Consider the following 26332-nt stretch of genomic DNA (forward strand, 5'->3'; position numbering starts at 1 on the left):
CTATAATAAATCTATTCTTTTATTTTATGGTTTTATCCCCATACAGTCAAGCTCTTGACCTACTTTGATATATATATTCTATATTTTTCTTCTTTTCTTTAATAATCGATAACGTAAATAAAATTGAGTGAATAAAACTCCGAAAACCGGATAAAAAATAATCCCTACTAAAGCAATTACTTCACGCATTCCCATTACTGAAAAAATTCCAAGTACAATACCAGATGCGACCATCGTCCACATTAGGACTGATAAATTATCCTGAAGACGTGCGTTGTTATCTGCAAGAGAAGAAAAATGACTATTTTGCGTGTTGGCACTTTGGATAACACCAACGAGTTGGAATCCTAATAGCATCACAAGTAACGCATTGACGATAAAATTCCAATAATACTCTTGAGAAAATAATGCGACTACAAAACTGACAACCGCCAGTTGTAATAATAAACTCATATATTGACTCGTACGAACGACCGTACGACTCACTAAATAGCGGTGACCACTTGGATTCTTTCCAACAAGTACCTTCAATACAGCATCTAAATAAGAACGACGTTGGGCTTGAGGTTTATGAACCATTGGCACATCTACAAACAACGCATATAAACGATAAATTCGTTGCTGTCTTTCTAATTCCAATTCAATCATAGAATCGAAGCGGTATACAAAAGCAGCTTTCCCATAATAGTACTCGATAAAAATACTTAGAAGGATTGGAATCACTAATAATACAAATGACCACCCTTCAGAAATCCATAAAAACATTCCGAAGAAATTCGCTACTGCAATTAAGTAAATACCGAGTTTTTCTATCCATGTAAAATGAAGCACTCCACGATAAGCGTATTTCGTACAACGGAATAATAAATCTTTAAAGAGCACTTGTAAGAGGAATATCTTTGTGAACATACTCATATTCGTTCCAAAGGCTTGTGCTACGATTGGAAAGACAATTCCAGAGGAAGCCAGCATCACAAGTAGCGGAAGCGCCCAACTACGACGAATCGCTTTTTGTAAGTACGCCTTAAAGTCTTGCCCCACTACCGATAAAAAGATTCCATCGGCTGGTTCGAGCAACGTTGCTACACCGCCAAAGAATGGAACACTCGCTAGTAGAACTGCAAGTAACCCTAGTAAAGGCCATTCCAATACACGAATCGTTTGAATCCAATTCGAGTATTGCACCATGATAAAGCCAAATAAGAAAAATAAAACAATCAAGAAATGATCATTAAGCATATAGCGAATATACTTCATGCTTTTCTTTTGATATTTTCTTACCCTGGCCTCAAAAATTGTTGCACTATTCATGGGCATCGTCCCCTGTCGTTAATGCAAAGTAAATTTCCTCTAGAGAATTTTCTTCAATATTCGAAGTTGCTCGTAAGCCTTCGATATCGCCTTGCGCAATTACTTTTCCTTCGTGTAACACGATGAAACGATCACAATACTTCTCTGCCGTATCTAGTACGTGCGTCGACATTAAAATCGCTGCGCCTTTTTCTTTTTTCTCTTTTAAGACTTGAAGTAAGGTACGAATCCCTAGTGGATCAAGTCCTAAAAATGGTTCATCGACCACATAGACGGGCACGTCAAGCATTAATGCACAGACGATGAGCACTTTTTGCTTCATACCTTTTGAGAAATATGCTGGGAACCAATCCAATTGCTTCGTTAAGCGAAAAGCTTCCACGAGTTCCGTTGCATGAGCCATTGTCTCTTCGTTCATTTGATTATACGAACGAGCCACAAATTCAATATGCTCTCTAAACGTCAATTCTTCATAAAGAACTGGACTTTCTGGAATGACCGCAATCGACTGACGGTAGCCTCGTTGGTTTTCGAGGATACTAAGCTTCTCCACTTCCACTCTTCCGCTAAAAGGGGTAAGTTGCCCAATAATCGTTTTAATCGTCGTACTCTTTCCGGCACCATTCAAACCGATAAGCCCACAAATTTCACCAGGATTTACATCAAAAGTGATGTCTGTAATGACAGGAACTTTTGTATATCCTGCAGTTACATTGTTTAATTGTAGTGACATATAATTTCTCCTATCTAACTATTCTCTTCATTATACCATAAAGCCAAAAAAGTGTGAAAGAACGCTATATAAATGCACTTTCTCAAATTCAGCAAACTATAATCGAGTGAATTCGTTCTAGGGACAAAATAACAAATCTCCGTTCTGCAATCCTTTCATTTCAAGGCTTTTTTTGATACGATAGAGGTACAAACTCAAGGAGGAAATACCATGACAGATTGTATTTTTGATAAAATTATTAATAAAGAAATTCCAGCACATATCGTGTATGAAGATGACGTAGTACTCGCGTTCCTTGACATTTCTCAAGTGACACCAGGACACACACTGGTTGTTCCTAAAAAACATGTTGCCAATATCTTCGAATACGATGAAGACTTAGCAGGCGCAGTGTTTGCACGTATTCCTAAAATTGCACGTGCCGTTCAAGCATCAAACCCAGATATTAAAGGATTAAATATTTTAAGTAATAATGGTGAATTGGCATACCAAAGCGTCTTCCACTCTCATATCCACTTAATCCCACGCTATACAAAAGAAGATGGTTTTGGATTAAAATGGCACCCAACAAATCCAAATTCAGAAGTATTAGCAAAAATTGCGCAATCAATCCGCGAACAAATGGAGGCATAATCAATGAGTAAATTTCTAAAAGGTTTTATTTTTGGTAGTGTCATCGGTGGTGTCGTTGCCTTATTAAACAACCCAAGAAGTGGAAAAGAGAACCGCGAAATCTTATCCAAACAGATTCAGGAAGTTAGTCAAGAAGTCTCCGTTATTCATAACGGAAAAGCAACCCTTGAAAGAGGCATTAAAGAAATCCAAGAAGTGATTGTTCCACAAACAATGGCAGTTGTGAACTCTATTCAAGAAGAAGTAACCAAATTCCAATTGGAAAATAAACCGCGCTTCAGACGTATTCAAGATAAAATTCAAACGTTACAAACACATCTAAACGAAATGAAATAGAAGGTCTACTCTTATGATAAAATTATTTGCATCGGATATGGACGGTACTCTCCTCACAAATCATGTAGAGATTCATAAAAACAACGTCAAAGCTATTCGCAAATTGCAAAAATTAGGAAAACACTTCATCGTTTGTACCGGACGTGATTATCTTCAAGCCAATTTTGCACTCGAGCAGGCAAATCTACATCTTCCTGTAATTGCGATGAATGGCGCTCAGATTTTCGATAAAAAACATGACATTATTTGGGAAGTAACCATTCCCCATGACACCGTCTATACCCTATTGGACTACTTCGATTCGATTGACTTGGATTGGCAACTTGTAACTTCTGAAGGAAACTTTAGAAAGAACTACGCTCTCTTTATCAACAAGGTAATTGAACGAAAAAAGGTGGAAAGAAACAATTTAACACCTGAGCAACTAAAGGAAGAAATTAAGCAGCTAAAAATTCTTTTAGAAGCAACCGATGTTACTACTGCTGAAGAAGTGCTATCGATTCCAAATATTAAAGTGTTCAAGATTATCGTATCACACGATGATGGACCTACTTATTTCAAACCTATTCGTGACCATATTGATCAAGTGCATCCAAACCTCGTGGTCACTTCCGCATTTTATACCGATTTGGAAATCAACCACAAAGATGCTCAAAAAGGCATTGCCGTTGCCCACTACGCCGAAACACTTGGATTATCCATGAAGCAAACTTTTGCTATCGGCGATAATTTTAATGATGTTTCGATGATTCATGATGCTGGAATCGGTGTTGCAATGGGAAATGCTCCAGAGGCAGTTAAAGCTGTTGCTGATTTTGTGACAGACACCAATGTTAACGGCGGTGTGGCAAAAGCGATTTGGCGTGTCCTTGAAGAAGAAAAATAATGATGATTCTCTTCTCTTTTATTAGAGAAGAGATTTTTTATTCAACGACTGCTATGTTATATAATGTAACATGAGATGAGAGTTGATTTTTGCATTTTCAGAAAATCTTCCATATAATGGAAAAACCTTTTACATAAGGTAGATTTGGAGGAATATGTATGAACATAAAGAAATTTAGCTTGGGAGCTGTTCTAGTCACTCTATTGATGACTCTTCTATCCCTCGTTTCTCCGACAAATTCTGTAAAAGCAGAAACTAAAAAATATGTAATCGCAACAGATATTACATTCGCACCATTTGAATACCAAGATACAAATGGTGAATACGTCGGAATTGATATTGAATTAATGAAGAGTATCGCAGAGGCTGAAGGCTTCGAAGTAGAATTTAAGGCTCTTGGCTTTAATGCAGCTGTCCAAGCCCTAGAAGCTGGACAAGTAGACGCTGTTATGGCTGGAATGGGAATAACTGATGAACGTAAACAAAAATTCAACTTCACAGATAGTTACTATGACAGCGGAATCGGAATGGGAGTTTCAAAAAACTCTGACATCACAAGCCTTTCTGATTTAAAAGGAAAAAAAGTTGCTGTTAAATTAGGAACACAAGGTGCCACTTATGCTGAATCTATCAAGAGTAAATATGGCTTTACAATCACAACTTTTGAAGATTCATCAAGTATGTACCAAGATGTAATAGTAGGAAACAGCGACGCTTTATTTGAAGACTATCCAGTACTTGCCTACTCAATCACATCAAACAACTTACCTTTAAAAATGACAGACCATAACGAAAACAAAACAGAATATGGTGTTGCTGTGAATAAAGGTGAAAATGCTGAATTGATCACTGCTTTCAACAATGGTTTGAAAAAACTAAAAGAAAGTGGTAAGTATGATGAAATCATCAACAAATACACTACGAATGCTAATGAAAACACAGAAGCAACAAGCATTCTAGGTTTAATTAAAACAAACTGGAAAACTCTTGCAACTGGTTTATGGAATACGATTGTATTAACGGTTGTTGCTTTAATCTTTGCAAGTTTAATCGGTATTATCTTCGGTTTAATGAAAACAAGCCAAAACAATATCGTTCAAGCAATCGCAGGATTTTACATTGATATCATCCGCGGCGTTCCATTAATTGTATTAACGTTCTTCATTTACTTTGGAATTCCACAAGCCTTCGATATTACGATGCAACCATTCGTAGCAGGTGTTATCACCTTAAGTTTGAATGCTTCCGCTTATATCGCAGAAATTATCCGTGGGGGTATCCAAGCAGTTGATAAAGGCCAATACGAAGCTTGCATGAGTTTAGGTCTACCATATTCAAAAAGCATGCAAAAAGTTATCTTGCCGCAAGCGATTCGAATTATGGTTCCTTCATTCATCAACCAATTCGTTATCACATTGAAGGACACTTCTATCCTTTCAATTATCGGTATCGCCGAATTAACACAAACAGGTAAAGTCATCATCGCTCGTAACTTACAATCAAGTCAAATGTGGTTAATCGTCGGCGTGATGTACTTAATCGTAATTGTTCTATTAACGAAACTTTCAGCTCACTTAGAAAGGAATTTAAAATAATGGCTATTATCGAAGTTCAAAAACTACAAAAGAAATATGGCAACTTAGAAGTATTAAAATCCATCGACCTTTCTATTGAGGAAGGTGAAGTCGTTTGTATTATCGGACCTTCTGGTTCTGGTAAATCAACTTTTCTTCGTTGTTTAAACCGTCTTGAAAAAATTAATAGCGGTCATATCATCATTGACGGTCATGATTTAACAGATAAGAAAACTAACTTAAATAAAGTTCGTGAGGAAATCGGAATGGTGTTCCAACACTTTAACCTCTTCCCTCACCTAAGCGTTCTAGAAAATATCATTCTTGCCCCAGTGGAATTAGGTCGTGAGACAAAAGAAGCTGCAACAGAACATGCCATGGAACTCCTCGGCATGGTTGGCCTTGCAGACAAAGCAGATGTCTCTCCTAAATCTCTTTCAGGTGGTCAAAAACAACGTGTGGCTATTGCCCGTGCGCTTGCAATGAAACCAAAAATGTTATTATTCGATGAACCAACTTCAGCACTCGACCCTGAGATGGTTGGGGATGTATTAGAAGTAATGCAAAACCTAGCTAAAGAAGGAATGACAATGGTCGTGGTAACACACGAGATGGGATTTGCGCGTGAGGTTAGCGATCGCGTTATCTTTATGGATGGCGGTTATATCATCGAAGAAGGAACTCCTGCGGAAGTATTTGGTAACCCACAAAACGAACGTACTCAAAACTTCTTAAATAAAGTCCTTCACTAAAATTAAATACCAAATAGTAACGATCTTACTCCAAAGCACTTGGAATAAGATCGTTTTTTTGAGAAGAAAAAAACACTTCCTACATCAGTATGACAATCACACTGATGTAGGAAGTGTTTTAAAATTTCATTTATTAAAGAATCCGTAATACTTACTCTTTATCTTCTTTTGGTAGTAATACTTTACGTGATAAGTTAATACGTCCTTGTCCGTCGATTTCGATAACTTTAACCGTTACTTTATCGCCTAGAGCTAGTACATCTTCTACTTTACCAACGCGTTCGTACGCTAATTCAGAAATATGAACTAATCCATCTTTTCCTTTAGCAATTTCAACGAATGCACCGAATTTTTCGATACGGCGCACTGTTCCTTCGTATACTTGTCCAACTTCGATTTCACGTGTTAAATCTTCAATGATTTCTTTTGCACGTTGGATCATCGCAGCATCTGTAGAAGCGATTGATACGTGACCTTCTTGGTCGATATCGATTTTAACGCCTGTTTCGTCGATGATAGAATTGATTGTTTCACCACCACGTCCGATAACCACTTTAATCTTATCAGGGTGGATAGAAATCATTTCAATCTTAGGTGCATATGGGCTTAACTCTTTACGAGGTTCAGCAATTGTTGATGTTAATTCTTCAAGAATTTCAAAACGTGCTTTCTTCGCTTGTGTTAGGGCTTCACGTAAGATTTGTTCTGTAATCCCTTGAATCTTAATATCCATTTGAAGAGCTGTAATTCCGTCTTTAGTTCCGGCTACTTTAAAGTCCATGTCTCCTAAGTGGTCTTCTAACCCTTGGATATCTGTTAAGACTGTGTAGTTTGTACCGTCAGAAATAAGACCCATCGCGATACCTGCTACAGGTGCTTTAATTGGCACACCGGCAGCCATCAATGCTAATGTTCCCGCACAAATACTTGCTTGAGAAGAAGAACCGTTTGATTCTAATACTTCTGATACAAGACGGATTGTGTATGGGAAGTCTTCAGGACTTGGAATCACTTGTTTCAACGCACGTTCCCCTAGTGCACCGTGACCAATTTCACGACGACCTGGGCTACCAGCACGACCAACTGAACCTACAGAGAATTGTGGGAAGTTGTAGTGGTGAATGAATCGTTTTCCTTCTTCGATTCCTAAACCATCAATCACTTGGTATTCTCCAAGAGGTGCAAGTGTTGCTGAAGTTAATGCTTGCGTTTGTCCACGAGTGAATAAACCTGAACCGTGAACCCGAGGTAATAAGTCGATTTCTGAAGCTAATGGACGAATTTCGTCAATCTTACGACCATCAGGACGTACTTTTTCTTCAGTGATTAAACGACGTACTTCGTCTTTTTCTAAATTATCGACTAATTGAGAAACTTGTTTTAGAAGTCCAGCTTTTTCATCATTTTCTTCTAAGACAGCTTCGAAGTGCTCGATGGCTGTTTCTTTCACTTTTTCGATGTTTGCTTCACGCGCTAATTTTTCTTCTGTTTGAATCGCGTGAACCATGGCTTGGCTGAATAAATCTTTTACTTGTGCTTCGATAGCTGAATCGAATGAAAGTAAAGTCACTTCCATTTTTTCTTTACCAACTTCGCGAACGATTTCTTCTTGGAAAGCCACTAATTTTTTGATTTCTTCGTGACCAAATAATAATGCTCCAAGCATATCTTCTTCGTTCACTTCTTTAGCTGAACTTTCTACCATGTTGATCGCAGTTGCTGTACCGGCTACAGATAATTCGATATCTGAGTTGTCTTTTTGTTCAGTAGTTGGGTTAATCACGTATTCACCGTTTACACGACCTACGTCTACCCCAGCAATTGGTCCATCAAATGGAATATCTGAAATACATAATGCTAATGAAGAACCAAACATTGCAGCCATTTCTGGTGGGCAGTTAGGATCTACTGACATTACCGTATTTGTGATTTGTACTTCGTTACGGAAACCTTCCGCAAACATTGGACGAATTGGACGGTCAATAAGACGCGCTGTAAGAGTAGCATGTTCGCTTGGGCGACCTTCACGTTTGATAAAACCTCCAGGGATTTTACCAGCAGCATACATTTTTTCTTCATAGTTTACTGTTAACGGGAAGAAATCTGTATCTTTTGCTTGTTTTGTACCAACAGCCGCTGTTAAAACAACAGTATCACCGTAACGTACTAACACTGCACCATTGGCTTGCTTTGCTAATTGGCCGATTTCAACTTGTAATTGACGTCCGCCCCAGTTATAGCTAAAAACTTTCTTTTCTGACATAACTAATCTCCTTTTCTCTTATTTACGTATCCTCCAGACCTACTTTTAGAAATGAAAACGTTCGACGCGTTCGAGCGCTTTTATTTCTAAAGTAAGGTGACTCCAGAAGATACAAAGTTTGTCATACAGAGTCATTTTACCATAACTGCCCATTAAGTACTATTTTTTTGTAAACAAAAAACGAGTGAGTTATTCTCTTTTCTAGAGAATAAACTCACTCATCTTACTATTGTTATTTACGAATGAAGAAATTAAAGAGTGACTACATTTCCTTGTTCGAAAATAGTGAATTCTTTTGTTTCTAGGTTTGCTTCAAGACGTGCTTCGGCAGCACCAGAAGCATCTTTACGTGTAATCACGATTGTGTTTTCAGTTGGAGTTTCTACTTCAAAAGAACCTTCTAAATCAAACGCTTTTGATGTATTTCTAAAGCGTAATAAGTTGATTAGTTTTTTCACGACTGGACGTTCTACTTCACGGTCGATTTCTTCTAAAGTGTAATAATGACGGTTGATGTTGCGACCTTCTTTTGAAGATTCTAATAACTCGATGTCATTTTCTCCAGCAAGTAATCCCACGTAGTAAATTTGTGGAATACCAGGCGCAAAACATTGCAACACACGTGATAATAAGTAACTTGCATCATCATTTCCTAAAGCACTGTAGTATGTGCTGTTAATTTGATAGATATCTAAGTTATTGTACTTTTCACTTGAGTAGATTCGTTTTACGTTGGCGCCTACATCGTATAATTTGTTTGAAGTGTAATCTAACTCTTCATCTGTTAATAAGTCTCTAGCATCCACGACACCGATTCCGTCATGCGTATCCAGTGTTGTAAATTGCTTCATCGGACTCATTTGTAACCAGTTGGCTAATCGATTTGATTTACCTGAATATAGTGAATATAACACTACCATTGGTAATGCAAAGTCATAAACGAAGTAATCATGGTCTGCAATCTTCATTTGAATTGAATAATGCTCATGAATTTCAGGAAGCAATTCCACTTGGTATTTCGCTGCTTCATCACGAACTTCATTTAATAAATCCCAAATATCTGGCTCTACGAAGAAGTCGTTTGTATCGAGTTTCTTTACTGCATAAGCAAATGCGTCTAAACGAATTAATGAGCATCCGTGACTTGCCATATCTTTAATCGTTTCACGAATAAACTCTTTCACGATTTCTTTACGAACATCAAGGTCGATTTGCTCTTCCCCGAATGTGTTCCATACTTCTTCAGTCGTTCCATCCGCAAAATGAACAGTTTGGAATGGCGCTTTATCTTTACGTTTATAAATCAAGTCGATATCTGCTTGATTTGGACGACCTTCTGGGAAAAACTCATGGATACGAATAAACATATCTTTGTAAGGTGAGTTTTCGTGATTTTTTACAAAATCTTGGAAGAATTTAGACTCACGAGAAATATGGTTAATCATGAAATCAAACATTAAATAATATTGTTCCCCTAGAGCATCCACATCTTCCCAAGTTCCCAGAAGCGGATCTACACGCGTGTAGTCGCTTGGAGCAAATCCTCTATCCCCTGTAGACGGGAAGAATGGGAGTAAATGTACCCCACTAATCGCGCCTTGGAAATGTTTATCCAAAACGCCTTTTAAGTCCTTCATATTGCTTCCCATGCTGTCTGAGTAAGTGATCAGCATTGCTTCGTTTTTAATTTGCATGGAATTCACCGTGTCCCTTCATTCAATCGATTTAGTTTAATTTCCAAATGTCACGGTTGTAGTCTTCGATTGTACGGTCACTTGAGAAGAAGCCGGCCATTGCGATGTTTGTCACCACTTTAGCATTCCATTCGTCTCTGTTTTCGAAATCGCGATACATACGTTCTTTTGTTTCAATGTAATCTTCTAAGTCTAATAATGTCATGAACCAGTCTTTAGTTGTTAATTCGTGGTATAAACGTTCTAGACGTTCTTTATTTCCTACTTCAAGTAAAGCGTCACTCTTCACGAATTCTACTAATGGACGGATTGCATCTCTCTTAGCAAACTCGCCAGCGTTGTAATCGCCTTTTTCATAGTGCGCAATGACTTCATTACTCTTTTCACCGAAGATATAGATATTGTCGTCACCAACAAGTTCGTGGATTTCCACGTTCGCACCGTCTTCAGTACCAAGAGTTAATGCCCCGTTTAGCATGAATTTCATATTTCCTGTTCCGCTGGCTTCTTTTGAAGCAAGAGAAATTTGTTCAGAAATATTACATGCTGGAATTAAGTGTGTTGCTGCTGTTACATTGTAGTTTTCAACCATTACGACTTGTAAGTGTGGGCTTACTTCTGGGTCATTTGCGATTAATTCAGATAATGAAAGAATTAAATGAATCACGTCTTGGGCAATGACATATGCAGGTGCAGCTTTCCCACCAAAAATAATGGTGATTGGTCTAGCTGGAATGTTTCCGCTCTTGATATCTAAATATTTATGAATCACATATAAAGCGTTCATTTGTTGACGTTTATATTCGTGCATACGTTTGATTTGGATATCAAAAATAGAATTTTCATTCACTGTGATGCCTTGCTTTTCTTGCAAGTAAACACTTAAACGTCTCTTGTTATCACGTTTAATCTTGTCTAATTTTTCGCGAACAATCGCATCATGACGGAAAGCTTTCAACGCTTCTAATTTAGAAGCATCCTTACGCCACTCTGTTCCAATTGTTTCATCTAATAATTTAGCTAGTTCTGGGTTGGCATGCATTAACCAACGACGGAATGTAATCCCATTTGTTTTGTTGTTGAATTTCTCAGGATAGATTTCGTAGAAATTCTTTAATTCACTTTCTTTTAAGATATCTGTATGCAGTGCCGCAACACCGTTTACGCTATATCCGTAGTGAATATCCATATGCGCCATGTGAACACGGTCCTGCTCGTCGATGATGGCTACTGATGGGTCTTCATATTTTGCTTTTACGCGAGCGTCTAATTCTTTAATAATTGGCACTAAATGTGGCACTACTTTTTCTAAGTATGCTAAAGGCCATTTTTCTAACGCTTCTGATAAGATTGTGTGGTTTGTGTAAGCTGTCATTGCAGATACGATTTCCACTGCTTCATCAAATTCAATTCCACGTTCCCCAAGTAAACGAATTAATTCAGGAATCACCATTGATGGGTGCGTATCGTTAATTTGAACTGTTGCGTATTCCGCTAAGTCGTGTAAGTTACTTCCTTTAGCAAGTGCTTCGTCGATTAATAATTGAGCACCATTACTTACCATGAAGTATTGTTGATAAATACGTAGTAAGTGTCCTGCTTCATCACTATCATCTGGATATAAGAATAAAGTTAAGTTTTTAGCGATTTGAGTTTTATCAAACTCAATTGAATCACTTGTAACTAAAGACTCGTCAATTGAATCCACATCGAATAAGTGTAATTTATTTTTAGTTGATTGTTCATATCCTAAAACATCGATATCAAACATTTTTGAAGTCAATGTAAAGTCAGCAAACGGTACTTTATAAGAAGTTTCTGTTGGAACTAACCAGCTTTCAGGTGTTAACCAAACGTTTGGCACAGCATCTTGTTGGTTATCTTTGAATTTTTGTTCGAATAAGCCATAGTGGTAGTTTAATCCAACACCGTCTCCCGTTAATCCAAGAGTTGCGATGGAATCAAGGAAACACGCAGCTAGACGTCCTAGACCCCCATTTCCTAAAGATGGTTCTAATTCGATTTCTTCGATTTCAGCTAATGAATGTCCAGCTTCTGATAGCACTTCTTTCACTTCATCGTAAAGCCCTAAGTTAATTAGATTGTTTGATAATAATTTACCGATTAAGAACTCAGCAGAAATGTAATACACTTTTTTCTTACCATTATTTTGTGGTAAGGCTGCACTTTTTTCTTTCGTAAATTGTAATAATGCTAAGTAAACTTCTTCTTTTGTGCAGTCTTTTAAAGACTTTTCTAAGTTTCCTTCTACATATTGTTTAAAATTTTTCATTGTTCTCTCCTTTTTGGTTTGCGTGAGGTTACTTTTCTTCCTCTACTAACTCCTCTTCAATTTCCACTTCATCATGATGTGGGTTCGCACGATCATACAATTCAGTAATCCCAAGTAAGAATTCTTCTACAGCCTCTGTTAACTGCTCTTTGGTCATTCTCCATACCCAGTTTCCTCCGAGCGTACTTGGAATGTTCATACGAGCCGTCTCATCTAATTGTAGTAGATCTTGCATTGTTGCAACTGTCATTCGACTAACCGAACCATATAACCCACGTAGTAAAGCATAGCTAATTGGTTCCTCATCACGTCGATTTAAGTAACGATTACAAAATTCTCTTGTTTCTGTTGGAACCGACTTATACCATCCTAATACTGTATCATTATCATGTGTTCCTGTATAGGCAACCGCATTGACTGGATAATGATGAGGTAAATCTCCACTCTTAGGATTTTCACCCATAAATCCAAATTCCAGAATTTTCATTCCTGGGAAACCAGTAGCTTCACGAAGATTGATGACATCTTCATCCATAAATCCTAAATCTTCAGCAATAATCGGCAGATCTCCAATTTGTTCCTTTACTGCTTTAAACAAATCATATCCTGGGCCCTTCACCCATTTCCCAATTGTTGCATTTTCAGCCTCTGCTGGAATTTCCCAATAAGCTGAGAAACCTCTAAAGTGGTCAATACGAACCACATCAAACAATTCAAAGCTCGCTTTTAGTCGTTTGCTCCACCAAGTGAACCCATCTTCTTTCATTGCTTCCCAATTATAAATTGGATTCCCCCATAATTGACCTAGCGGAGAAAAATCATCTGCAGGACATCCAGCAACACAAAGTGGATTTCCTTCTGCATCAGTTTTGAAGTAATGTGGTGTTGCCCACATTTCCACACTGTCCGCAGCTACATAAATTGGCATATCGCCAATAATTTGAATAAAGTTGTCATTCGCGTATTTTTTCAAAGCATGCCACTGTTCATCAAATAAGAATTGTGTCACACGGTGATACTCTAATTTTTCTGCAAGACGTAAGCGATATTCTGCTAATGCATCTTTTTGACGACGTTTAATCGCTTCGTCGCTCCAAGCTGTCCACGGTTTCATATCAAAGGATTCTTTAATCGCCATGTACTCAGCAAATGGCTCTAACCATTCTGCTTTTTCTGCAACAAATTTTTCGTATGCAGGAGTTTTTCCTTTAGATAGAAAAGCAGCCACTGCTTTTTCTAAAACAGGTCGACGTTTTTCATATAATAATGCGTAGTCAACCGTTGTTTCTTCAGCGCCCCAATTCATCTCAACATCTTCTTTACTTAGAAGTCCTTCTTCTATTAAAAGATCGAAATCGATAAAGTTTGTATTTCCAGCAAAAGCCGAAAAAGATTGATATGGAGAATCTCCATAGCTAGTTGTTCCTAATGGTAAAATTTGCCAATAAGTCTGTTTCGTACGAACTAGAAAATCTACAAAATCAAATGCAGATTTACCGAAAGTTCCGATTCCATATTGACCAGGTAATGATGAAATATGCATTAACACACCTGATTCTCTATTGCTCATATATTTGATACCTCTCTCCTTAATCAGTATATTTATCCATGTAAGCGCAATAATTCGCGCAACCGTTTGCTTTAATATTAGAGTATTTTTTTTAATAAAACAAGTATTATTTTATAAGTTTTTAATACATCTTGAATATACAAGGATAAAATAAACTTAATTTCTATTTAATTCAACCAAAAACCACTTATATTCAGTATTTTTTATTCCTTTAATTTTTTTTTAACAAAATACTTGCAAACGGTTTATGGAAGCGGTATACTAAAACCAGTTAAGAAATCGTTTGCGTAATCTACAACGAATTTTAAGGAGGAAAATATTATGGCAAACAAATGGTTTAAAAAATCTTTAATGGTTGGCTTAGCTGGTTTAGCTTTAGCAGGCTGTGCAAGCGGAGGTAACCAATCAAACTCTTCTAATGGAGGCTCTGAAAGCAAAAAAGAATTTACTTTATATAGTAATAAGAGCGAAATCCAAGAAGCCCTAACAGCATATGCTAAAGAATGGGGAGACAAAAACGGAGTTAAAGTTAATATTAAAACTTGTTCTGGTTCATGTAAGATTTCTGACCAACTAAAAACTGAATTTACTGCAGGTACTGCACCAGACGTATTCGTAATTGAAGGTCAAGCTGGATATGATTTGTGGAAAGACAACCTACAACCATTAAAAGGTGACTGGATTGATAAAACTGAGTTTGAATTTAAACAAGGTAACGACGTATACGGATTCCCAGTATCTGTAGAAGGATACGGATTAGCTTACAACAAAGAAATCTTAACTAAAGCTGGAATTGATCCTGCTACTCTAACTTCTTTTGAAGCAGTTGAGAAAGCAATGGCTACTTTAGAAAGTAAAAAAGATGAATTAGGATTATCTACTGTTGTTGCTACAGCAACTAAAGAAGGTGAAACTTGGATCATGGGTATCCATGACTTCGGTGCTTACTTAAGTAGTGGTCTTCCAAATGGTGATCGTTCAGTTACAAACCAAGTGCTTAAAGGTGAAATGGATAAAACTCGTTTAGAAAACTACACTAACTGGGTTGAATTATTATTCAAACATACTGATAAGAAACTCTTAACAGTTGGTACTCAAGAAGATATGGACTCAGCATTTGCTTCAGGAAAAGCTGCTTTCCTACACCAAGGTAACTGGAAAGATCCTAACTTAAAACAATTAAATGCTAACTTCGAAATGGGATTCATTCCTTATCAAACTTTAGGTAAAGATAAAAATGCTGATGGATTATTCATCGGTGCTCCTTCTTACTATGTAGTGAACAAAGATACTAAAGCTTTAGATTCTATCAACAAATTCTTCAACGACTTAGCTGATACTAAAGAAGGTCAAGACTACATCGTAAACAAAGCGAACATGATTTCTCCATTTGCTAACACTACTGAGAAACCATCTGCTCCATTATCTCGTTTCTTAGCAGAATGGGTTAGCGCTAAAAAACCTGTTTACTCATTTGACAACCCATACTTCATGCCTGACAACTTCTTAATGAACAAATTAGGACCAATTTACGGTCAATATGCTCAAGGTTCAATTGATAAAGCTAAATTCCAAGAATTAATTATCAACCAAATTAAAGAAGTGCCAAGCTTGATTAAAAAATAATCAATAATATTGTAGTAAACAAACCCACAGCTGCCTTTTAGTGGCTGTGGGTTATGTGCTACAATAGGTATACATACAGGTGCTACCCCACCTGGAAATTATTAAAAGGAGGAACTCTCTCATGTCTAAAAACAAGAAAGCCTTAAGCAGAGATGATCGTGCAAAACGCAATTTTTATAGATTAGTTTTACCAGCATTTATCATTTTTGCACTCGTTATTATTGTGCCTTTCTTCTTAGGGTTCTACTATTCATTAACCGACTGGAAGAGCGTTACACAAACCAACCTACAATTTGTAGGTCTAAAAAACTTTACAGAAAGTTTGGCTGACACTCGCTTCCAATATTCTTTAATGATTACTGTGATTTTTGCGTTATTCAACGTTGTCGTGGTAAACATTGTGTCATTTAGTCTTGCCTTACTTGTATCCAGCAAGATTAAATTAAAAGATATATTCCGCGCAGGATTCTTTATTCCAAACTTAATCGGGGGACTTGTTCTTGGTTATATTTGGCAATTCATCTATAACTCAGTATTTCCTGCTTTAGGACAATTAATCGGTAGCCAATTCTTAATCGATAACTTGTTCCTTGGTGATGTGAAATTAGCTGTGACTGCATTAATCATTACTAATACATGGCAATATGCTGGATATATTATGATGATTTATTTTGCAGCTTTACAAAATGTACCTTCAAGTCTAGTTGAATCTGCTTCACTTGACGGTGCAAATGCATGGCAGTGTCTACGTCACATTATCATTCCAATGGTAATGCCAGCGTTCACTGTATCGCTCTTCTTGACTATTACTAACTCATTCAAGATCTTCGATGTGAACTTCTCATTAACAGGTGGTGGTCCTTCACTACTATGGCATGACAAAGCCATTCAAAGTACTGAGTTTATTACAATGAACATTTATAATACTGCTTCAGGTGATAACTTAATGGCTTTAGGTCAAGCTCGTGCAGTTATCTTATTCTTTATCTTGGTAGTAATCAGCTTGATTCAAACTTCAATCACTAAACGGAAGGAGATTGACTTATAATGAAAAAACAAAAATTGGGAATCTTACTTCTAGAAATTTTAGGAGTCATCCTTTTCTTACTATTCTTGAGTCCAATCGTTCTTTTAGTGATTAACTCAGCTAAAAGCTCTGCTGATATTCTTTCAGATCCGTTAGCTTTACCTGCAAGTTTTGGTCAACTATGGACTAATATCGTTACAATTTGGAATAACCCTTCCATCAATTACCCATCATCATTTTTATCATCAACGATTATTACTGTGATTTCTCTTTTCACGATCACTCTATTTTCGGCTCTTGCTGCATGGGGACTTGTTCGTTTCCGTTCAAAAGCTTCGACAGTGATTTTCTTCATTTTCGTAGCTTCAATGGTTATTCCTTTCCAAGTCGTAATGTATCCACTTGTTACTTGGTTTAAAGTTTTAAGTGATGCGATTACTACCCCATTATTTGGATTTAGCTTATTACGTTCTTATCCAGGGATTATCTTAGCGTATACTGGTTTCGGTATGTCACTATCAGTATTCATGTTCCACGGATTCATTAAAGGGGTGCCTTTAGAAATCGAAGAAGCTGCGGAATTAGATGGATGTAACAAAATGCAAACATTCTTCTACGTAGTACTTCCAATCTTAAAACCCATCTACGTTACAATCTTAATCTTGAACGGTATCTGGATTTGGAACGACTTCCTATTACCACTTCTATTACTTGGTAAAGGAAATGCGATTCAAACATTACCGATCGCGGTATCAAACTTTGCCGGATCATTTACAAAACAATGGGATATGATTCTAACATCTACATTACTGATTATGTTACCAGTAATCATCTTATTCCTATTCGCTCAAAAACATATCATGAAAGGTATGGTTGACGGAGCAATCAAATCATAGTTCCTTAAATGCTCTGGGCGTGAAAATAACAGTTTTCATGCCCAGATTTTTTATTTCAATAATCACTCTACTAGGAAAGGAGGAATATAGATGGCATCCACTATTAAGGATGTTGCAAAGCTTTCTGGAGTCTCCCCTTCTACTGTTACAAGAGTACTTCAAGACAAATCTAGTATAAGTGAAGCGACGAAGAAAAAAGTACGTGAGGCCATGGCTTCACTGAATTATCATCCCAATGTTAATGCAAGAAGCTTAGCAAGTAATAAAACAAATGTCATCGGCGTTGTTCTTCCCAAAGACTCAGATATCTTTTATCAAAATTCATTTTTCCCTGCGGTAATTCGAGGAATTTCGCAAACAGCAGCGGACCATCAATATTCGATACAATTATGTACTGGAAAAGATACGAATCAACGTTTAGCCATTCTAAAAGATACGATTCTTGGAAAACGTGTAGATGGACTCATCTTCCTGTACGGAGAAATTGAGGACCCCCTTGTTGAATTTGCGATTGATCAAGAATTTCCGGCTGTTGTAATCGGAAAAACATTATCCCCTCTTATTTCATTTGTTGATAATAATAATGAAAAAGCAGGATTTGATGCAACAGAATATATTATTCAAAAAGGAGCAAAATCTATTGCATTCATCGGTGGTCGCGACCAATTATTTGTATCCCGAGACCGATTAAAAGGATATGAAAAAGCTCTAAAAAAATATGATATCCCAATAAATGATAGCCTTATTGCTCAAGTATCTGAATTTACGAGGGAACAAGGATACCATACTTTAAAAGAACTTCTTAAAGAAGGAAATATTGATGGTCTAGTAACAGCAGACTCTCTCTTTACAGAAGGAGCTGTTCGATATTTAAATGAAAAACATATTCATTTGCCTATTATCACTTTTGACTCGGTACAACCTTCTGTTCGAATTGATGCTTATGTTGATATTCATACATTAGAGTTAGGACGTTCTTCGTTTAAATTATTACGAAATGTGATTAAATCCTACAATAATAAAAATATGATGTGTTACAGACAAATCATTGATCACTCTATAAAAGAAATGTAAAATAGTAAGGCACAAGTTCCAAATAATTGGGACTTGTGCCTTTTTTTAATCATTTATATTTTGCAATATAACTTATAAATTATAAGTTATATTAATCTTCTTATTTTTCTATAATAAATATCCATCAAAAAACTCCCAAGCACGAATGCATGGGAGTTCTTCCATTTGTTTAAGATTAACGACGTAAGCCTAAACGGTTGATTAATTCACGGTAACGTTGAACATCTTTGTTACGTAAGTATGCTAATAAGTTACGACGGTGACCAACTTTTTTCATTAATCCACGGTTTGAGTGGAAGTCTTTTTTATGAACACGGATGTGGTCATTTAAGTGGTTGATTTCGTAAGTTAATACAGCGATTTGTACTTCTGGTGAACCAGTGTCTCCTTCGTGTAATGCATACTCTTTGATGATTTCGTTTTTCTTTTCTTTAGAAATTGCCATTTCTAAACACCTCTTTCTTTTAATTTATGCCTTGTACTGAGTAAAACGTTGGTGATTCGCAAAACTCTGTAAAAGGTCTGTGCATTAAGCACTTATTCAATGTACCTTATTTTCAGTAAAATTGCAAGCTTCTTAATCTATTTTTTGAATATCAATACGGTTAAAATATGCATGATTTGGTTTTAATGGTTGTCCTGCCATCAATTCATCTACAGTCACCAATTCGTAACCTTCTGCTTGTAAATATTCAATAATTGTTGGTAATGCCTCTACTGATTCTTCATGAATATCATGCATCAATAAGATTCCACCATTATGAGCATTTTCCTTAATATGCTCAATTGTTTTGGCTGCATCCCTATATTTCCAGTCTAGCGAGTCAATCGACCAGTTCACTATAGCAATACCTGCTTGCTCCGCTACCATTTTATCAAAACCACCATATGGCGGACGCAAACTCATTGGTCTTAAACCACCTGAAGCTTTGGCAATGAGGTCTGAAGTGTTATGAACCTCTTTATACACTTCGTCTGCTGATTTCTTTGGTAATAAAGGATGACTATAACTATGGTTTCCAAGTTCGTGTCCTTCAGCCACAATTTGCTTAATAATAGACTCATTACCTTCTACATGACTTCCTACGATATAAAATGTTGCATGAGCGTTATATTTTTTTAGAATTTCTAGTACTCTTGGTGTTGTTTCAGGTCGGGGGCCGTCATCAAACGATAAAGCAATTCTCTTCTTACCTAGTTTTTCTTTAACAGCTGCAAGATATTGTGTATAGTTCTCTTTCTCTGTTTCCGGAATCATATTTTCATTCATATATGCAAAAAGCTCGGTAAAAGGAATTGTCCATTCTGCATCTGAATCGTTTGTGTCTTTGTATTTTATACGAATTCCATTTTGAATGATTGACGTATCTAGTTTCTTCCAATTGTTATCTTTAAATTGAGTAGTAATTTTATCTGTTTGCTCATCAGATAGTCCATTTGCTTTAGATTCATCTAATGCTTTCTTTACAAAAAAGTTAGATACTGCTAAATCATTATTAAAGAGTTTTGAAATTTCAAATGGTTGTAAAGTATCTGCGAAAACAAGTTTATGTGTTAACTCCGAAAATTCTTTCTGTTCAAAACCACGATCCTTTTGTTGATATACAGATACATAGTAATGAATATCATTTACGTTCGAAATAACTTTTGTTTGATAGGCTTTTAAAAAAATCAAAGTTTTCTTTGAAGCACCCGCGTATTTTTCTAACACCGTTTGTTTTAAAGTCGAAATCTGCTCAGCAATAGAAGCAACTTCATTTCCAGAACTATCTGTAGGGATTAATTCCTGAATTTCAATGTTGCCATTCGTTTCATCTTTAACCGTAAAATTTTCGTTATATTTTTTTGTGTCGTCTTGTTCAACTTGAATAATACGTTTTAATTCTTCTTCATTAAATTGATCTGCCATAATACGATGAATCGTTAATAATTCAAATACTAAAATAGCTAGAGTTAAAACTCCAATTACCCAAAAAATAGTTTTAGGAATTTTCTTTTTCGGTCTTTTCTTTTTAGAATCCTTCCCACCGAATCGTTGGTTCTCTTGATTCTCCTCTTGAACTGCCTCTTCCTTCAAATCAGTCTCTAGCATTTCTTCAGGATTTTTTGTATATTTATTTTCTTTTTTTGAATGTTTTTCTTTGCCATTATTGGCTCTTCGTTGAATGACCTTCTCCATTCTCCACGACCCCTTATTAAATACTATTTTTCTTTTTTCTGACAGTCCGGACAAACCCCATAAACTTCCATTCGATGTCCTCTAACTTTAAACCCTGTTAATTGTTCTGCTGCTTTTTCAACATCATCTAAAACTGGATAATATAAATCCACTACTTTCCCACAAACATCGCAAACAGCATGATAGTGCTGTCCTAAATCAAAATCGTATCGACTGGCACTATCTCCATACATTAATTCCTTAACAACACCCTCTTTAATAAACAGGTTTAAATTGTTATATACTGTCGCCACACTGACTTGAGGATATTCTCTTGTTAATTCAGTATAAATCTCTTCCGCAGTTGGATGAGTATCCACGCTAGCTAAAAATTCTAGCATTGCCACTCTTTGAGGGGTAATACGAACTCCTTTACTACGTAATTTCTTCACTACTTGATTAATTTCTTCTTTTCTCATATATTTCCCTAATTTCTAATACAGATTACGTCGATTTTGATACTTTATTCTCTCAAATTTCCAAGGAAAAATCAAGTTATTCATTTAATATTTTTGTAACATTGTAATGTTTTTGTAATAAAAAAGATTTGCCCCAATAATAGGGCAAATCTTTCTACTATTATTTTTTAAAAAGCTTATTGTACTGCATCCCTTCTCGAAGTGCGGAGGTATCTGTTCCTAATGCTTCTGCTATTGTATAAGCAAATTCGAAACTTGCAGCTGCACCACAACCCGTGATGATTTTTCCATCTTTCTCAACTAACGTTCCTGTATAAATTCCGTCATTAATTTCATCTTCAAAACCGGGATAGCAAGTAAATTTTTTCTTTTTCAGCAATCCTGCCCTATGTAGGACAATTGACGCCGCACAGATTGCTGCAATAATTTTCCCTTTTTTCGAATATTCTTTCAGTTTTTGAATTAGGAAATCATTTTCTCTTAAATGATGAGCTCCTGGAATTCCACCTGGAAGGACTAATGCATCAATTTGAGCCCAATAAAAGGTTTCTAATTCATCATCTGTCTTCACTGAAATTTTATGAGAACCCGTAATAACTTGTCCATCAATGCCAACTGTATGAACAATATGACCTGCTCTTCTCAAAATATCAACTGTAGCAAGGCCTTCAATCTCTTCAAATCCTTCCGCTAAGAATACAACGACATTTGCCATAGGACAGCCTCCTCTTATTTTTTGAACAAGCCCATTACTCCACGAGTAATCACTCGGCCTACTTCACGTCCAACGCTAGACATAATATTTTTGGTAAAGCGATCCATCGCAGAATCACCTTTCTTAGTTGCTGCTTGTCGTGCTTGACGTTCTAGTTCTCTTTCTTGACGTTCACGTTCTTTTTCTTCTAATTTAGCCTGTTTTTCAGCCTCTTTTTGTGCAAGAGCTTCTTGTTTTTCAGCTTCTTTACGTTCTGCTTCTGCTTGTTTTTCAGCTTCTCTTTGAGCTAAAGCTTCTTCTTGTTCTTGTTGAAATTGTTGTTCTAATGCTAATAGTTGCTCATGAGCAGACTCACGGTCAAACATTTCAGCATATTTATCATAGAATGGAGATTGATTTACTAGCTGTTGACGAACAAAAGCATCAACCGCATCTAATTTACTCTTTGGTGGGTAAATAGAAACCACTTCTGCAAAACTTGGAGATCCATCTTCCTGTAAAGTAGAAACTACCGCATCCCCTACTTTTAGATTCGTAATCACTGAAACTAAATCTTTTCCTTCTTCTTGACGGAAAGTTTCAGCTACTGATTTGACATTTTTTTGCTCAGCTGGCGTAAACGCACGTAAGCCATGTTGGATTCGATTCCCTAACTGACTGGCTACCGCATTAGGAATATCCGTTGGATTTTGTGTTACGAAGAAAATACTAATTCCTTTCGAACGAATTAAACGAACAATTAATTCAATTTTTGCTTGTACAGCTGGGTTGCTTTGATTGAATAATACATGTGCTTCGTCAAAGAAGAATACTAGTTTTGGTTTGTCTAAATCTCCTACTTCAGGTAAGTTTTCATATAACTCTGATAAGAACCATAATAAGAAAGTTGCATATAATTTAGGTGTTTGGAACAACTTTTCAGAAGATAATACATTGATGGTTCCACGTCCACTTGCATCTGTTTTAAATAAATCGCCAATTTCAAAAGCTGGTTCTCCAAAGAACTGATTTCCACCTTGTTGTTCTAAAACTAATAGGCTACGTAAAATAGTACCAATAGATTGTTGCGCAATATTTCCATATAAATTACGTAATTCAGAAGCATGAGCTCCAACATAATTTAACATTGCACGTAAATCTTTAATATCAATTAATAATAAACCTTGTTCATAAGCAACTTTAAACGCAATGTTTAAAATGCCTTCTTGCGTTTCATTTAATCCTAACAGCTGAGATAATAAAATAGGTCCCATTTCTGAAATGGTTGTACGAATATTAATTCCGTTTTCTCCAAAAATATCCCAAAACGCTACAGGATAAGAACTTGGTTCAAAATCTTCTACGTGTACTTTTTTTAATCGTTCAGCAATCTTTTCAGTTACTTCACCTTTTTCGGCAAGGCTAGCTAAATCTCCTTTAATATCAGAAAGTAATACAGGTACACCAGCTTCACTTAATTGTTCAGCAAGAACTTTTAGAGTAACAGTTTTCCCTGTACCTGTGGCTCCAGCAATTACTCCATGTCGATTTAATTTATTCGATAATAATTGAGCTGGCTTTGATCCATACCCAAAAGAAATTGTTTGAGTCATAATACTCCTCCTTCAGATTTATTTCTACTCCTTAACAATAGTACAGAAAGCGCTAAAATTCCACTAAAATGTTAAGTTTTAATTAGATTAGTTGACTTGTTTTGAAGTTCAAAGTATATTACTCTTGTATGAACTATACTACCAAAGGAGAATTCTCTTATGAAATGGAAAATAATTGCGGATTCTGGTTGCGATTTACGCGAAATCGAGAATCTAGCACCAAATACTGAATATATTAATGTACCATTAACTGTCCAAGTGGGCGAGAAACATTATAAAGACGATGCAACATTAGATATTGATGCTATGATGATTGAAATGTATGAATCCAAGGAAAAAACTGCTTCTGCTTGTCCAAGTCCAGATGCTTTTTTAGAGGCCTATAGAGGTGCTGAAAATGTTATTGCCATTACAATTACTGGTGGTCTATCAGGAAGTCAAAATAGTGCTCAATTAGCCAAAAAAATGTTATTAGAAGAAGCCCCTGAAACAAATATTGAAGTCTTCGATAGCCTTTCAGCAAGTGGTGAAATGGTTCTATTTGTCCAAAAGGCAAATGAACTGATTGCTCAAGGACTTTCTTTTGAAGAAGTGGTTGCAGCATTAAAAGAATATTTAGCGAGCACTAAACTATTATTTGCTCTTGCTCGTGTCGATAACCTAGTAAAAAACGGTCGATTAAATAAATTAGTCGGCGCCGTTATCGGAATGCTCAATATCCGCTTAGTCGGTGACGCTTCACCAGAAGGAACACTAAACTTACTTCACAAAGCAAAAGGTCAAAAGAAAGCTGTTCAAGCAGTTTGGTCTGAAATGAAAAAAAATGGCTACAAGGGTGGTCGTGTGGTTATCAGCCACTGTAGTAACCCGGAAATCTGTGGCTTAATTCAAGCAGCCGTTCATAGCGAGTTCCCAGATGCGGATGTTTCTAGTATCCACACAAGCGGGGTCTGCAGCTATTATGCAGAACAAGGCGGAATCCTAATGGGATACGAGGCTTAATCAAAAACGCGAAAAGACTCTCTAATCAAGTGATTAGCGAGTCTCTTATTTTTATTAGAATAATGCTTTTAATTCTACATCAGGATGTTTATCTTTAAACCAATTTAGGGCGAATTGGTTTTCGAATAAGAAGACTGGTTGGTCAAATCGGTCGCGACATAATAAGTTACGGCTTGATGACATATTTGGATCCAGTTGTTCTTCATCAATCCAACGAGCAATCTTACTTCCGATTGGTGTCATGACTACTTCGGCATTGTATTCATTTAATAAGCGGTATTGGAACACTTCGAATTGTAGTTGACCAACGGCACCAAGGATATATTCTCCTGTATGGTATGTCTTGTACAATTGGATGGCCCCTTCTTGTACTAACTGCTCGATTCCTTTATGGAATGATTTTTGCTTCATCACGTTTTTGGCAGAAACTTTATTAAAGAGCTCTGGCGTGAATTGTGGGAGTGGTTCAAACTGAACTGGCGTTTTTCCTGAATAAATCGTATCTCCGATTTGGAAGTTCCCTGTATCGTAAAGTCCGATAATATCCCCTGCAACGGCTGCTTTAACTGTTTCACGGCTATCGGCCATGAATTGCGTTGTATGAGATAATTTCATTTTCTTTTGCGAACGGTTCACTGTAATGTCCATCCCTGGAGTGAATTCTCCTGAACAGATACGCACAAACGCAATACGGTCGCGGTGGGCTGGGTTCATGTTTGCTTGAATCTTGAAAATGAATCCTGTGAATTGTTCTTGTAACGGATCTACCAATTCCCCTGATTCTGTCTTCTTCGCAGATGGGCTTGGTGCGAAGTCAACAAATGCATCTAAGAATGTTTGAACCCCAAATCCTGTTAAGGCTGAACCGAAGAATACAGGCGTTAATTTACCAGCCGCAATCTTCTCTTCATCAAACGCATTCCCTGCTTCTAGTAAAAGTTGTGCGTCTTCGATTGCTTGGTTATATAGCGTTGATTGTTTGAACGCATAATCGCCGTCCACTTCCCCATCTTCGTTTAATGGTAGGAAGTCATTATCTTCGTTTTCTTCTGGATGCATCAATTCTACACGTTTATTGTAAATGTCATATAAGCCAAGGAATGTTTTCCCCATCCCCATTGGCCAGTTCATTGGATACGCGTCAATGCCTAATACTTCTTCTAATTCCGCGATTAATTCAAGTGGTTCACGTCCATCACGGTCTAATTTGTTGATGAATGTGAAAATTGGAATTCCACGCATACTACAAACTTCGAATAATTTCTTCGTTTGCGGCTCAATCCCTTTAGCGCTGTCGATAACCATCACGGCACTATCCACGGCCATTAATGTACGATACGTATCTTCTGAGAAGTCCTCGTGCCCTGGTGTGTCCACGATATTAATATGGTTGCCATCGTATTCCACTTGCATCACTGAACTTGTAACAGAAATCCCACGTTGTTTTTCGATTTCCATCCAGTCAGATTTAGCAAACTTCCCTGTCTTTTTCCCTTTTACGGTACCAGCTTGACGAATCGCACCCCCGTATAAGAGTAATTGTTCTGTAATCGTTGTTTTCCCAGCATCTGGGTGGGAAATAATCGCAAAAGTCTTGCGAGATTGTACTTCTTCTTTTAAATGTGACATGAGTCTCTCCTTCGTGTTTATTCTCAAGTATTATAGCTGATTTTCACAATTTTTAAAAGTTTAAAAACACCCTCTAGAAGGATTAGGCA

22 protein-coding genes are annotated in these 26332 nt (G+C 36.7%); 10 read left to right on the plus strand and 12 right to left on the minus strand.

Going from position 1 to position 26332, the window contains the following annotated elements; genetic code table 11:
- Positions 1-78 precede the first annotated feature (78 nt).
- Positions 79-1311 (minus strand): ABC transporter permease, encoded by a 1233-nt coding sequence (locus HMPREF3106_RS03965; RefSeq protein WP_070444582.1) that lies wholly within the window; start codon positions 1309-1311, stop codon positions 79-81.
- The gene (locus tag HMPREF3106_RS03970; protein WP_070444584.1) at positions 1304-2044 is read right to left on the minus strand and encodes an ABC transporter ATP-binding protein; all 741 of its coding nucleotides are present in this window, start codon (positions 2042-2044) and stop codon (positions 1304-1306) included. Before HMPREF3106_RS03970 ends, HMPREF3106_RS03965 begins: the two co-directional genes overlap by 8 nt.
- Positions 2045-2254: 210 nt before the next feature.
- Between HMPREF3106_RS03970 and HMPREF3106_RS03975 the strand changes: the two genes are divergently transcribed.
- The 5 genes from HMPREF3106_RS03975 (at position 2255) to HMPREF3106_RS03995 (ending at position 6225) form a co-directional block, all read left to right on the plus strand.
- Complete coding sequence (locus HMPREF3106_RS03975) at positions 2255-2677, plus strand: HIT family protein (protein WP_070444586.1); 423 nt, start codon at positions 2255-2257, stop codon at positions 2675-2677.
- A 3-nt stretch (positions 2678-2680) separates the two neighbouring features.
- Positions 2681-3013 (plus strand): YtxH domain-containing protein, encoded by a 333-nt coding sequence (locus tag HMPREF3106_RS03980; RefSeq protein WP_049555158.1) that lies wholly within the window; start codon positions 2681-2683, stop codon positions 3011-3013.
- Between the two features lie 13 nt (positions 3014-3026).
- Positions 3027-3899, plus strand: a complete 873-nt coding sequence (locus HMPREF3106_RS03985; RefSeq protein ID WP_049555159.1) for a Cof-type HAD-IIB family hydrolase — start codon at positions 3027-3029, stop codon at positions 3897-3899.
- A gap of 158 nt (positions 3900-4057) precedes the next feature.
- Positions 4058-5494 carry an amino acid ABC transporter substrate-binding protein/permease gene (locus HMPREF3106_RS03990; RefSeq protein WP_070444588.1) on the plus strand — a complete coding sequence of 479 codons (1437 nt, stop codon included), beginning with the start codon at positions 4058-4060 and terminating at the stop codon, positions 5492-5494.
- Positions 5494-6225: an amino acid ABC transporter ATP-binding protein gene (locus HMPREF3106_RS03995; RefSeq protein WP_049555161.1), complete on the plus strand. Its 732-nt coding sequence runs from the start codon at positions 5494-5496 to the stop codon at positions 6223-6225. The genes HMPREF3106_RS03990 and HMPREF3106_RS03995 overlap by 1 nt, the downstream gene beginning before the upstream one ends.
- A gap of 151 nt (positions 6226-6376) precedes the next feature.
- On the opposite strand, the gene pnp is transcribed toward HMPREF3106_RS03995, so the two are convergent.
- From pnp to malQ, 4 genes are all read right to left on the minus strand, one after another.
- Positions 6377-8488 carry a polyribonucleotide nucleotidyltransferase gene (gene pnp / locus HMPREF3106_RS04000; protein ID WP_070438293.1) on the minus strand — a complete coding sequence of 704 codons (2112 nt, stop codon included), beginning with the start codon at positions 8486-8488 and terminating at the stop codon, positions 6377-6379.
- Positions 8489-8739: 251 nt separating this feature from the next.
- Positions 8740-10182 carry a sucrose phosphorylase gene (gene gtfA / locus HMPREF3106_RS04005; protein ID WP_005606658.1) on the minus strand — a complete coding sequence of 481 codons (1443 nt, stop codon included), beginning with the start codon at positions 10180-10182 and terminating at the stop codon, positions 8740-8742.
- 31 nt (positions 10183-10213) lie between these two features.
- Positions 10214-12475, minus strand: a complete 2262-nt coding sequence (gene glgP, locus HMPREF3106_RS04010; protein WP_070444590.1) for a glycogen/starch/alpha-glucan family phosphorylase — start codon at positions 12473-12475, stop codon at positions 10214-10216.
- 28 nt (positions 12476-12503) lie between these two features.
- Complete coding sequence (malQ, locus tag HMPREF3106_RS04015; protein ID WP_070444592.1) at positions 12504-14045, minus strand: 4-alpha-glucanotransferase; 1542 nt, start codon at positions 14043-14045, stop codon at positions 12504-12506.
- Between the two features lie 321 nt (positions 14046-14366).
- On the opposite strand from malQ, the gene HMPREF3106_RS04020 reads away from it, so the two are divergent.
- From HMPREF3106_RS04020 to HMPREF3106_RS04035, 4 genes are all read left to right on the plus strand, one after another.
- Positions 14367-15671, plus strand: coding sequence for an ABC transporter substrate-binding protein (locus tag HMPREF3106_RS04020; RefSeq protein ID WP_070444594.1), 1305 nt, complete (start codon positions 14367-14369; stop codon positions 15669-15671).
- 121 nt (positions 15672-15792) lie between these two features.
- Positions 15793-16719: a carbohydrate ABC transporter permease gene (locus tag HMPREF3106_RS04025; RefSeq protein WP_070444596.1), complete on the plus strand. Its 927-nt coding sequence runs from the start codon at positions 15793-15795 to the stop codon at positions 16717-16719.
- Complete coding sequence (locus HMPREF3106_RS04030; RefSeq protein ID WP_005606666.1) at positions 16719-17594, plus strand: carbohydrate ABC transporter permease; 876 nt, start codon at positions 16719-16721, stop codon at positions 17592-17594. The genes HMPREF3106_RS04025 and HMPREF3106_RS04030 overlap by 1 nt, the downstream gene beginning before the upstream one ends.
- Before the next feature lie 90 nt (positions 17595-17684).
- Positions 17685-18668 carry a LacI family DNA-binding transcriptional regulator gene (locus HMPREF3106_RS04035; protein ID WP_070444598.1) on the plus strand — a complete coding sequence of 328 codons (984 nt, stop codon included), beginning with the start codon at positions 17685-17687 and terminating at the stop codon, positions 18666-18668.
- Positions 18669-18843: 175 nt separating this feature from the next.
- On the opposite strand, the gene rpsO is transcribed toward HMPREF3106_RS04035, so the two are convergent.
- The 5 genes from rpsO to HMPREF3106_RS04060 all read right to left on the minus strand — a co-directional run bounded on the left by rpsO (position 18844) and on the right by HMPREF3106_RS04060 (position 23612).
- On the minus strand, positions 18844-19113 hold the full coding sequence (gene rpsO / locus HMPREF3106_RS04040; protein ID WP_005606669.1) for a 30S ribosomal protein S15: 270 nt from the start codon (positions 19111-19113) through the stop codon (positions 18844-18846).
- 132 nt (positions 19114-19245) lie between these two features.
- Positions 19246-20847, minus strand: coding sequence for a polysaccharide deacetylase family protein (locus HMPREF3106_RS04045; RefSeq protein WP_070444600.1), 1602 nt, complete (start codon positions 20845-20847; stop codon positions 19246-19248).
- A gap of 23 nt (positions 20848-20870) precedes the next feature.
- Complete coding sequence (locus HMPREF3106_RS04050) at positions 20871-21305, minus strand: Fur family transcriptional regulator (RefSeq protein ID WP_049555167.1); 435 nt, start codon at positions 21303-21305, stop codon at positions 20871-20873.
- 160 nt (positions 21306-21465) lie between these two features.
- On the minus strand, positions 21466-22020 hold the full coding sequence (locus HMPREF3106_RS04055) for a DJ-1 family glyoxalase III (RefSeq protein ID WP_070444602.1): 555 nt from the start codon (positions 22018-22020) through the stop codon (positions 21466-21468).
- A gap of 14 nt (positions 22021-22034) precedes the next feature.
- A complete protein-coding gene (locus HMPREF3106_RS04060; RefSeq protein WP_070444604.1) occupies positions 22035-23612 on the minus strand; it encodes a helicase HerA-like domain-containing protein in 1578 nt (525 codons plus the stop codon).
- 159 nt (positions 23613-23771) lie between these two features.
- Between HMPREF3106_RS04060 and HMPREF3106_RS04065 the strand changes: the two genes are divergently transcribed.
- On the plus strand, positions 23772-24614 hold the full coding sequence (locus tag HMPREF3106_RS04065; RefSeq protein ID WP_005606678.1) for a DegV family protein: 843 nt from the start codon (positions 23772-23774) through the stop codon (positions 24612-24614).
- Positions 24615-24668: 54 nt separating this feature from the next.
- Here HMPREF3106_RS04065 and HMPREF3106_RS04070 read toward each other — a convergent pair whose 3' ends face one another.
- Positions 24669-26243, minus strand: coding sequence for a peptide chain release factor 3 (locus HMPREF3106_RS04070; RefSeq protein ID WP_049555169.1), 1575 nt, complete (start codon positions 26241-26243; stop codon positions 24669-24671).
- Positions 26244-26332 lie beyond the last annotated feature (89 nt).

This window comes from Granulicatella sp. HMSC31F03 (assembly GCF_001807725.1).
Taxonomy (GTDB): Bacteria; Bacillota; Bacilli; order Lactobacillales; family Aerococcaceae; genus Granulicatella; species Granulicatella adiacens.

Excerpts from the sequence above, each read along its gene's own strand:
- glgP (WP_070444590.1), bottom strand. The coding sequence starts at position 12,475 with ATGAAAAATTTTAAACAATATGTAGAAGGAAACTTAGAAAAGTCTTTA.
- HMPREF3106_RS04060 (WP_070444604.1), bottom strand. The coding sequence starts at position 23,612 with ATGACTCAAACAATTTCTTTTGGGTATGGATCAAAGCCAGCTCAATTA.
- HMPREF3106_RS03965 (WP_070444582.1), bottom strand. The coding sequence starts at position 1,311 with ATGAATAGTGCAACAATTTTTGAGGCCAGGGTAAGAAAATATCAAAAG.
- HMPREF3106_RS04025 (WP_070444596.1), top strand. The coding sequence starts at position 15,793 with ATGTCTAAAAACAAGAAAGCCTTAAGCAGAGATGATCGTGCAAAACGC.
- HMPREF3106_RS04065 (WP_005606678.1), top strand. The coding sequence starts at position 23,772 with ATGAAATGGAAAATAATTGCGGATTCTGGTTGCGATTTACGCGAAATC.
- HMPREF3106_RS03980 (WP_049555158.1), top strand. The coding sequence starts at position 2,681 with ATGAGTAAATTTCTAAAAGGTTTTATTTTTGGTAGTGTCATCGGTGGT.
- HMPREF3106_RS04050 (WP_049555167.1), bottom strand. The coding sequence starts at position 21,305 with ATGAGAAAAGAAGAAATTAATCAAGTAGTGAAGAAATTACGTAGTAAA.
- malQ (WP_070444592.1), bottom strand. The coding sequence starts at position 14,045 with ATGAGCAATAGAGAATCAGGTGTGTTAATGCATATTTCATCATTACCT.
- HMPREF3106_RS04020 (WP_070444594.1), top strand. The coding sequence starts at position 14,367 with ATGGCAAACAAATGGTTTAAAAAATCTTTAATGGTTGGCTTAGCTGGT.
- gtfA (WP_005606658.1), bottom strand. The coding sequence starts at position 10,182 with ATGCAAATTAAAAACGAAGCAATGCTGATCACTTACTCAGACAGCATG.
- rpsO (WP_005606669.1), bottom strand. The coding sequence starts at position 19,113 with ATGGCAATTTCTAAAGAAAAGAAAAACGAAATCATCAAAGAGTATGCA.
- HMPREF3106_RS03990 (WP_070444588.1), top strand. The coding sequence starts at position 4,058 with ATGAACATAAAGAAATTTAGCTTGGGAGCTGTTCTAGTCACTCTATTG.
- HMPREF3106_RS03975 (WP_070444586.1), top strand. The coding sequence starts at position 2,255 with ATGACAGATTGTATTTTTGATAAAATTATTAATAAAGAAATTCCAGCA.
- HMPREF3106_RS03985 (WP_049555159.1), top strand. The coding sequence starts at position 3,027 with ATGATAAAATTATTTGCATCGGATATGGACGGTACTCTCCTCACAAAT.
- HMPREF3106_RS03995 (WP_049555161.1), top strand. The coding sequence starts at position 5,494 with ATGGCTATTATCGAAGTTCAAAAACTACAAAAGAAATATGGCAACTTA.
- HMPREF3106_RS04035 (WP_070444598.1), top strand. The coding sequence starts at position 17,685 with ATGGCATCCACTATTAAGGATGTTGCAAAGCTTTCTGGAGTCTCCCCT.
- HMPREF3106_RS04030 (WP_005606666.1), top strand. The coding sequence starts at position 16,719 with ATGAAAAAACAAAAATTGGGAATCTTACTTCTAGAAATTTTAGGAGTC.
- pnp (WP_070438293.1), bottom strand. The coding sequence starts at position 8,488 with ATGTCAGAAAAGAAAGTTTTTAGCTATAACTGGGGCGGACGTCAATTA.
- HMPREF3106_RS04045 (WP_070444600.1), bottom strand. The coding sequence starts at position 20,847 with ATGGAGAAGGTCATTCAACGAAGAGCCAATAATGGCAAAGAAAAACAT.
- HMPREF3106_RS03970 (WP_070444584.1), bottom strand. The coding sequence starts at position 2,044 with ATGTCACTACAATTAAACAATGTAACTGCAGGATATACAAAAGTTCCT.
- HMPREF3106_RS04070 (WP_049555169.1), bottom strand. The coding sequence starts at position 26,243 with ATGTCACATTTAAAAGAAGAAGTACAATCTCGCAAGACTTTTGCGATT.
- HMPREF3106_RS04055 (WP_070444602.1), bottom strand. The coding sequence starts at position 22,020 with ATGGCAAATGTCGTTGTATTCTTAGCGGAAGGATTTGAAGAGATTGAA.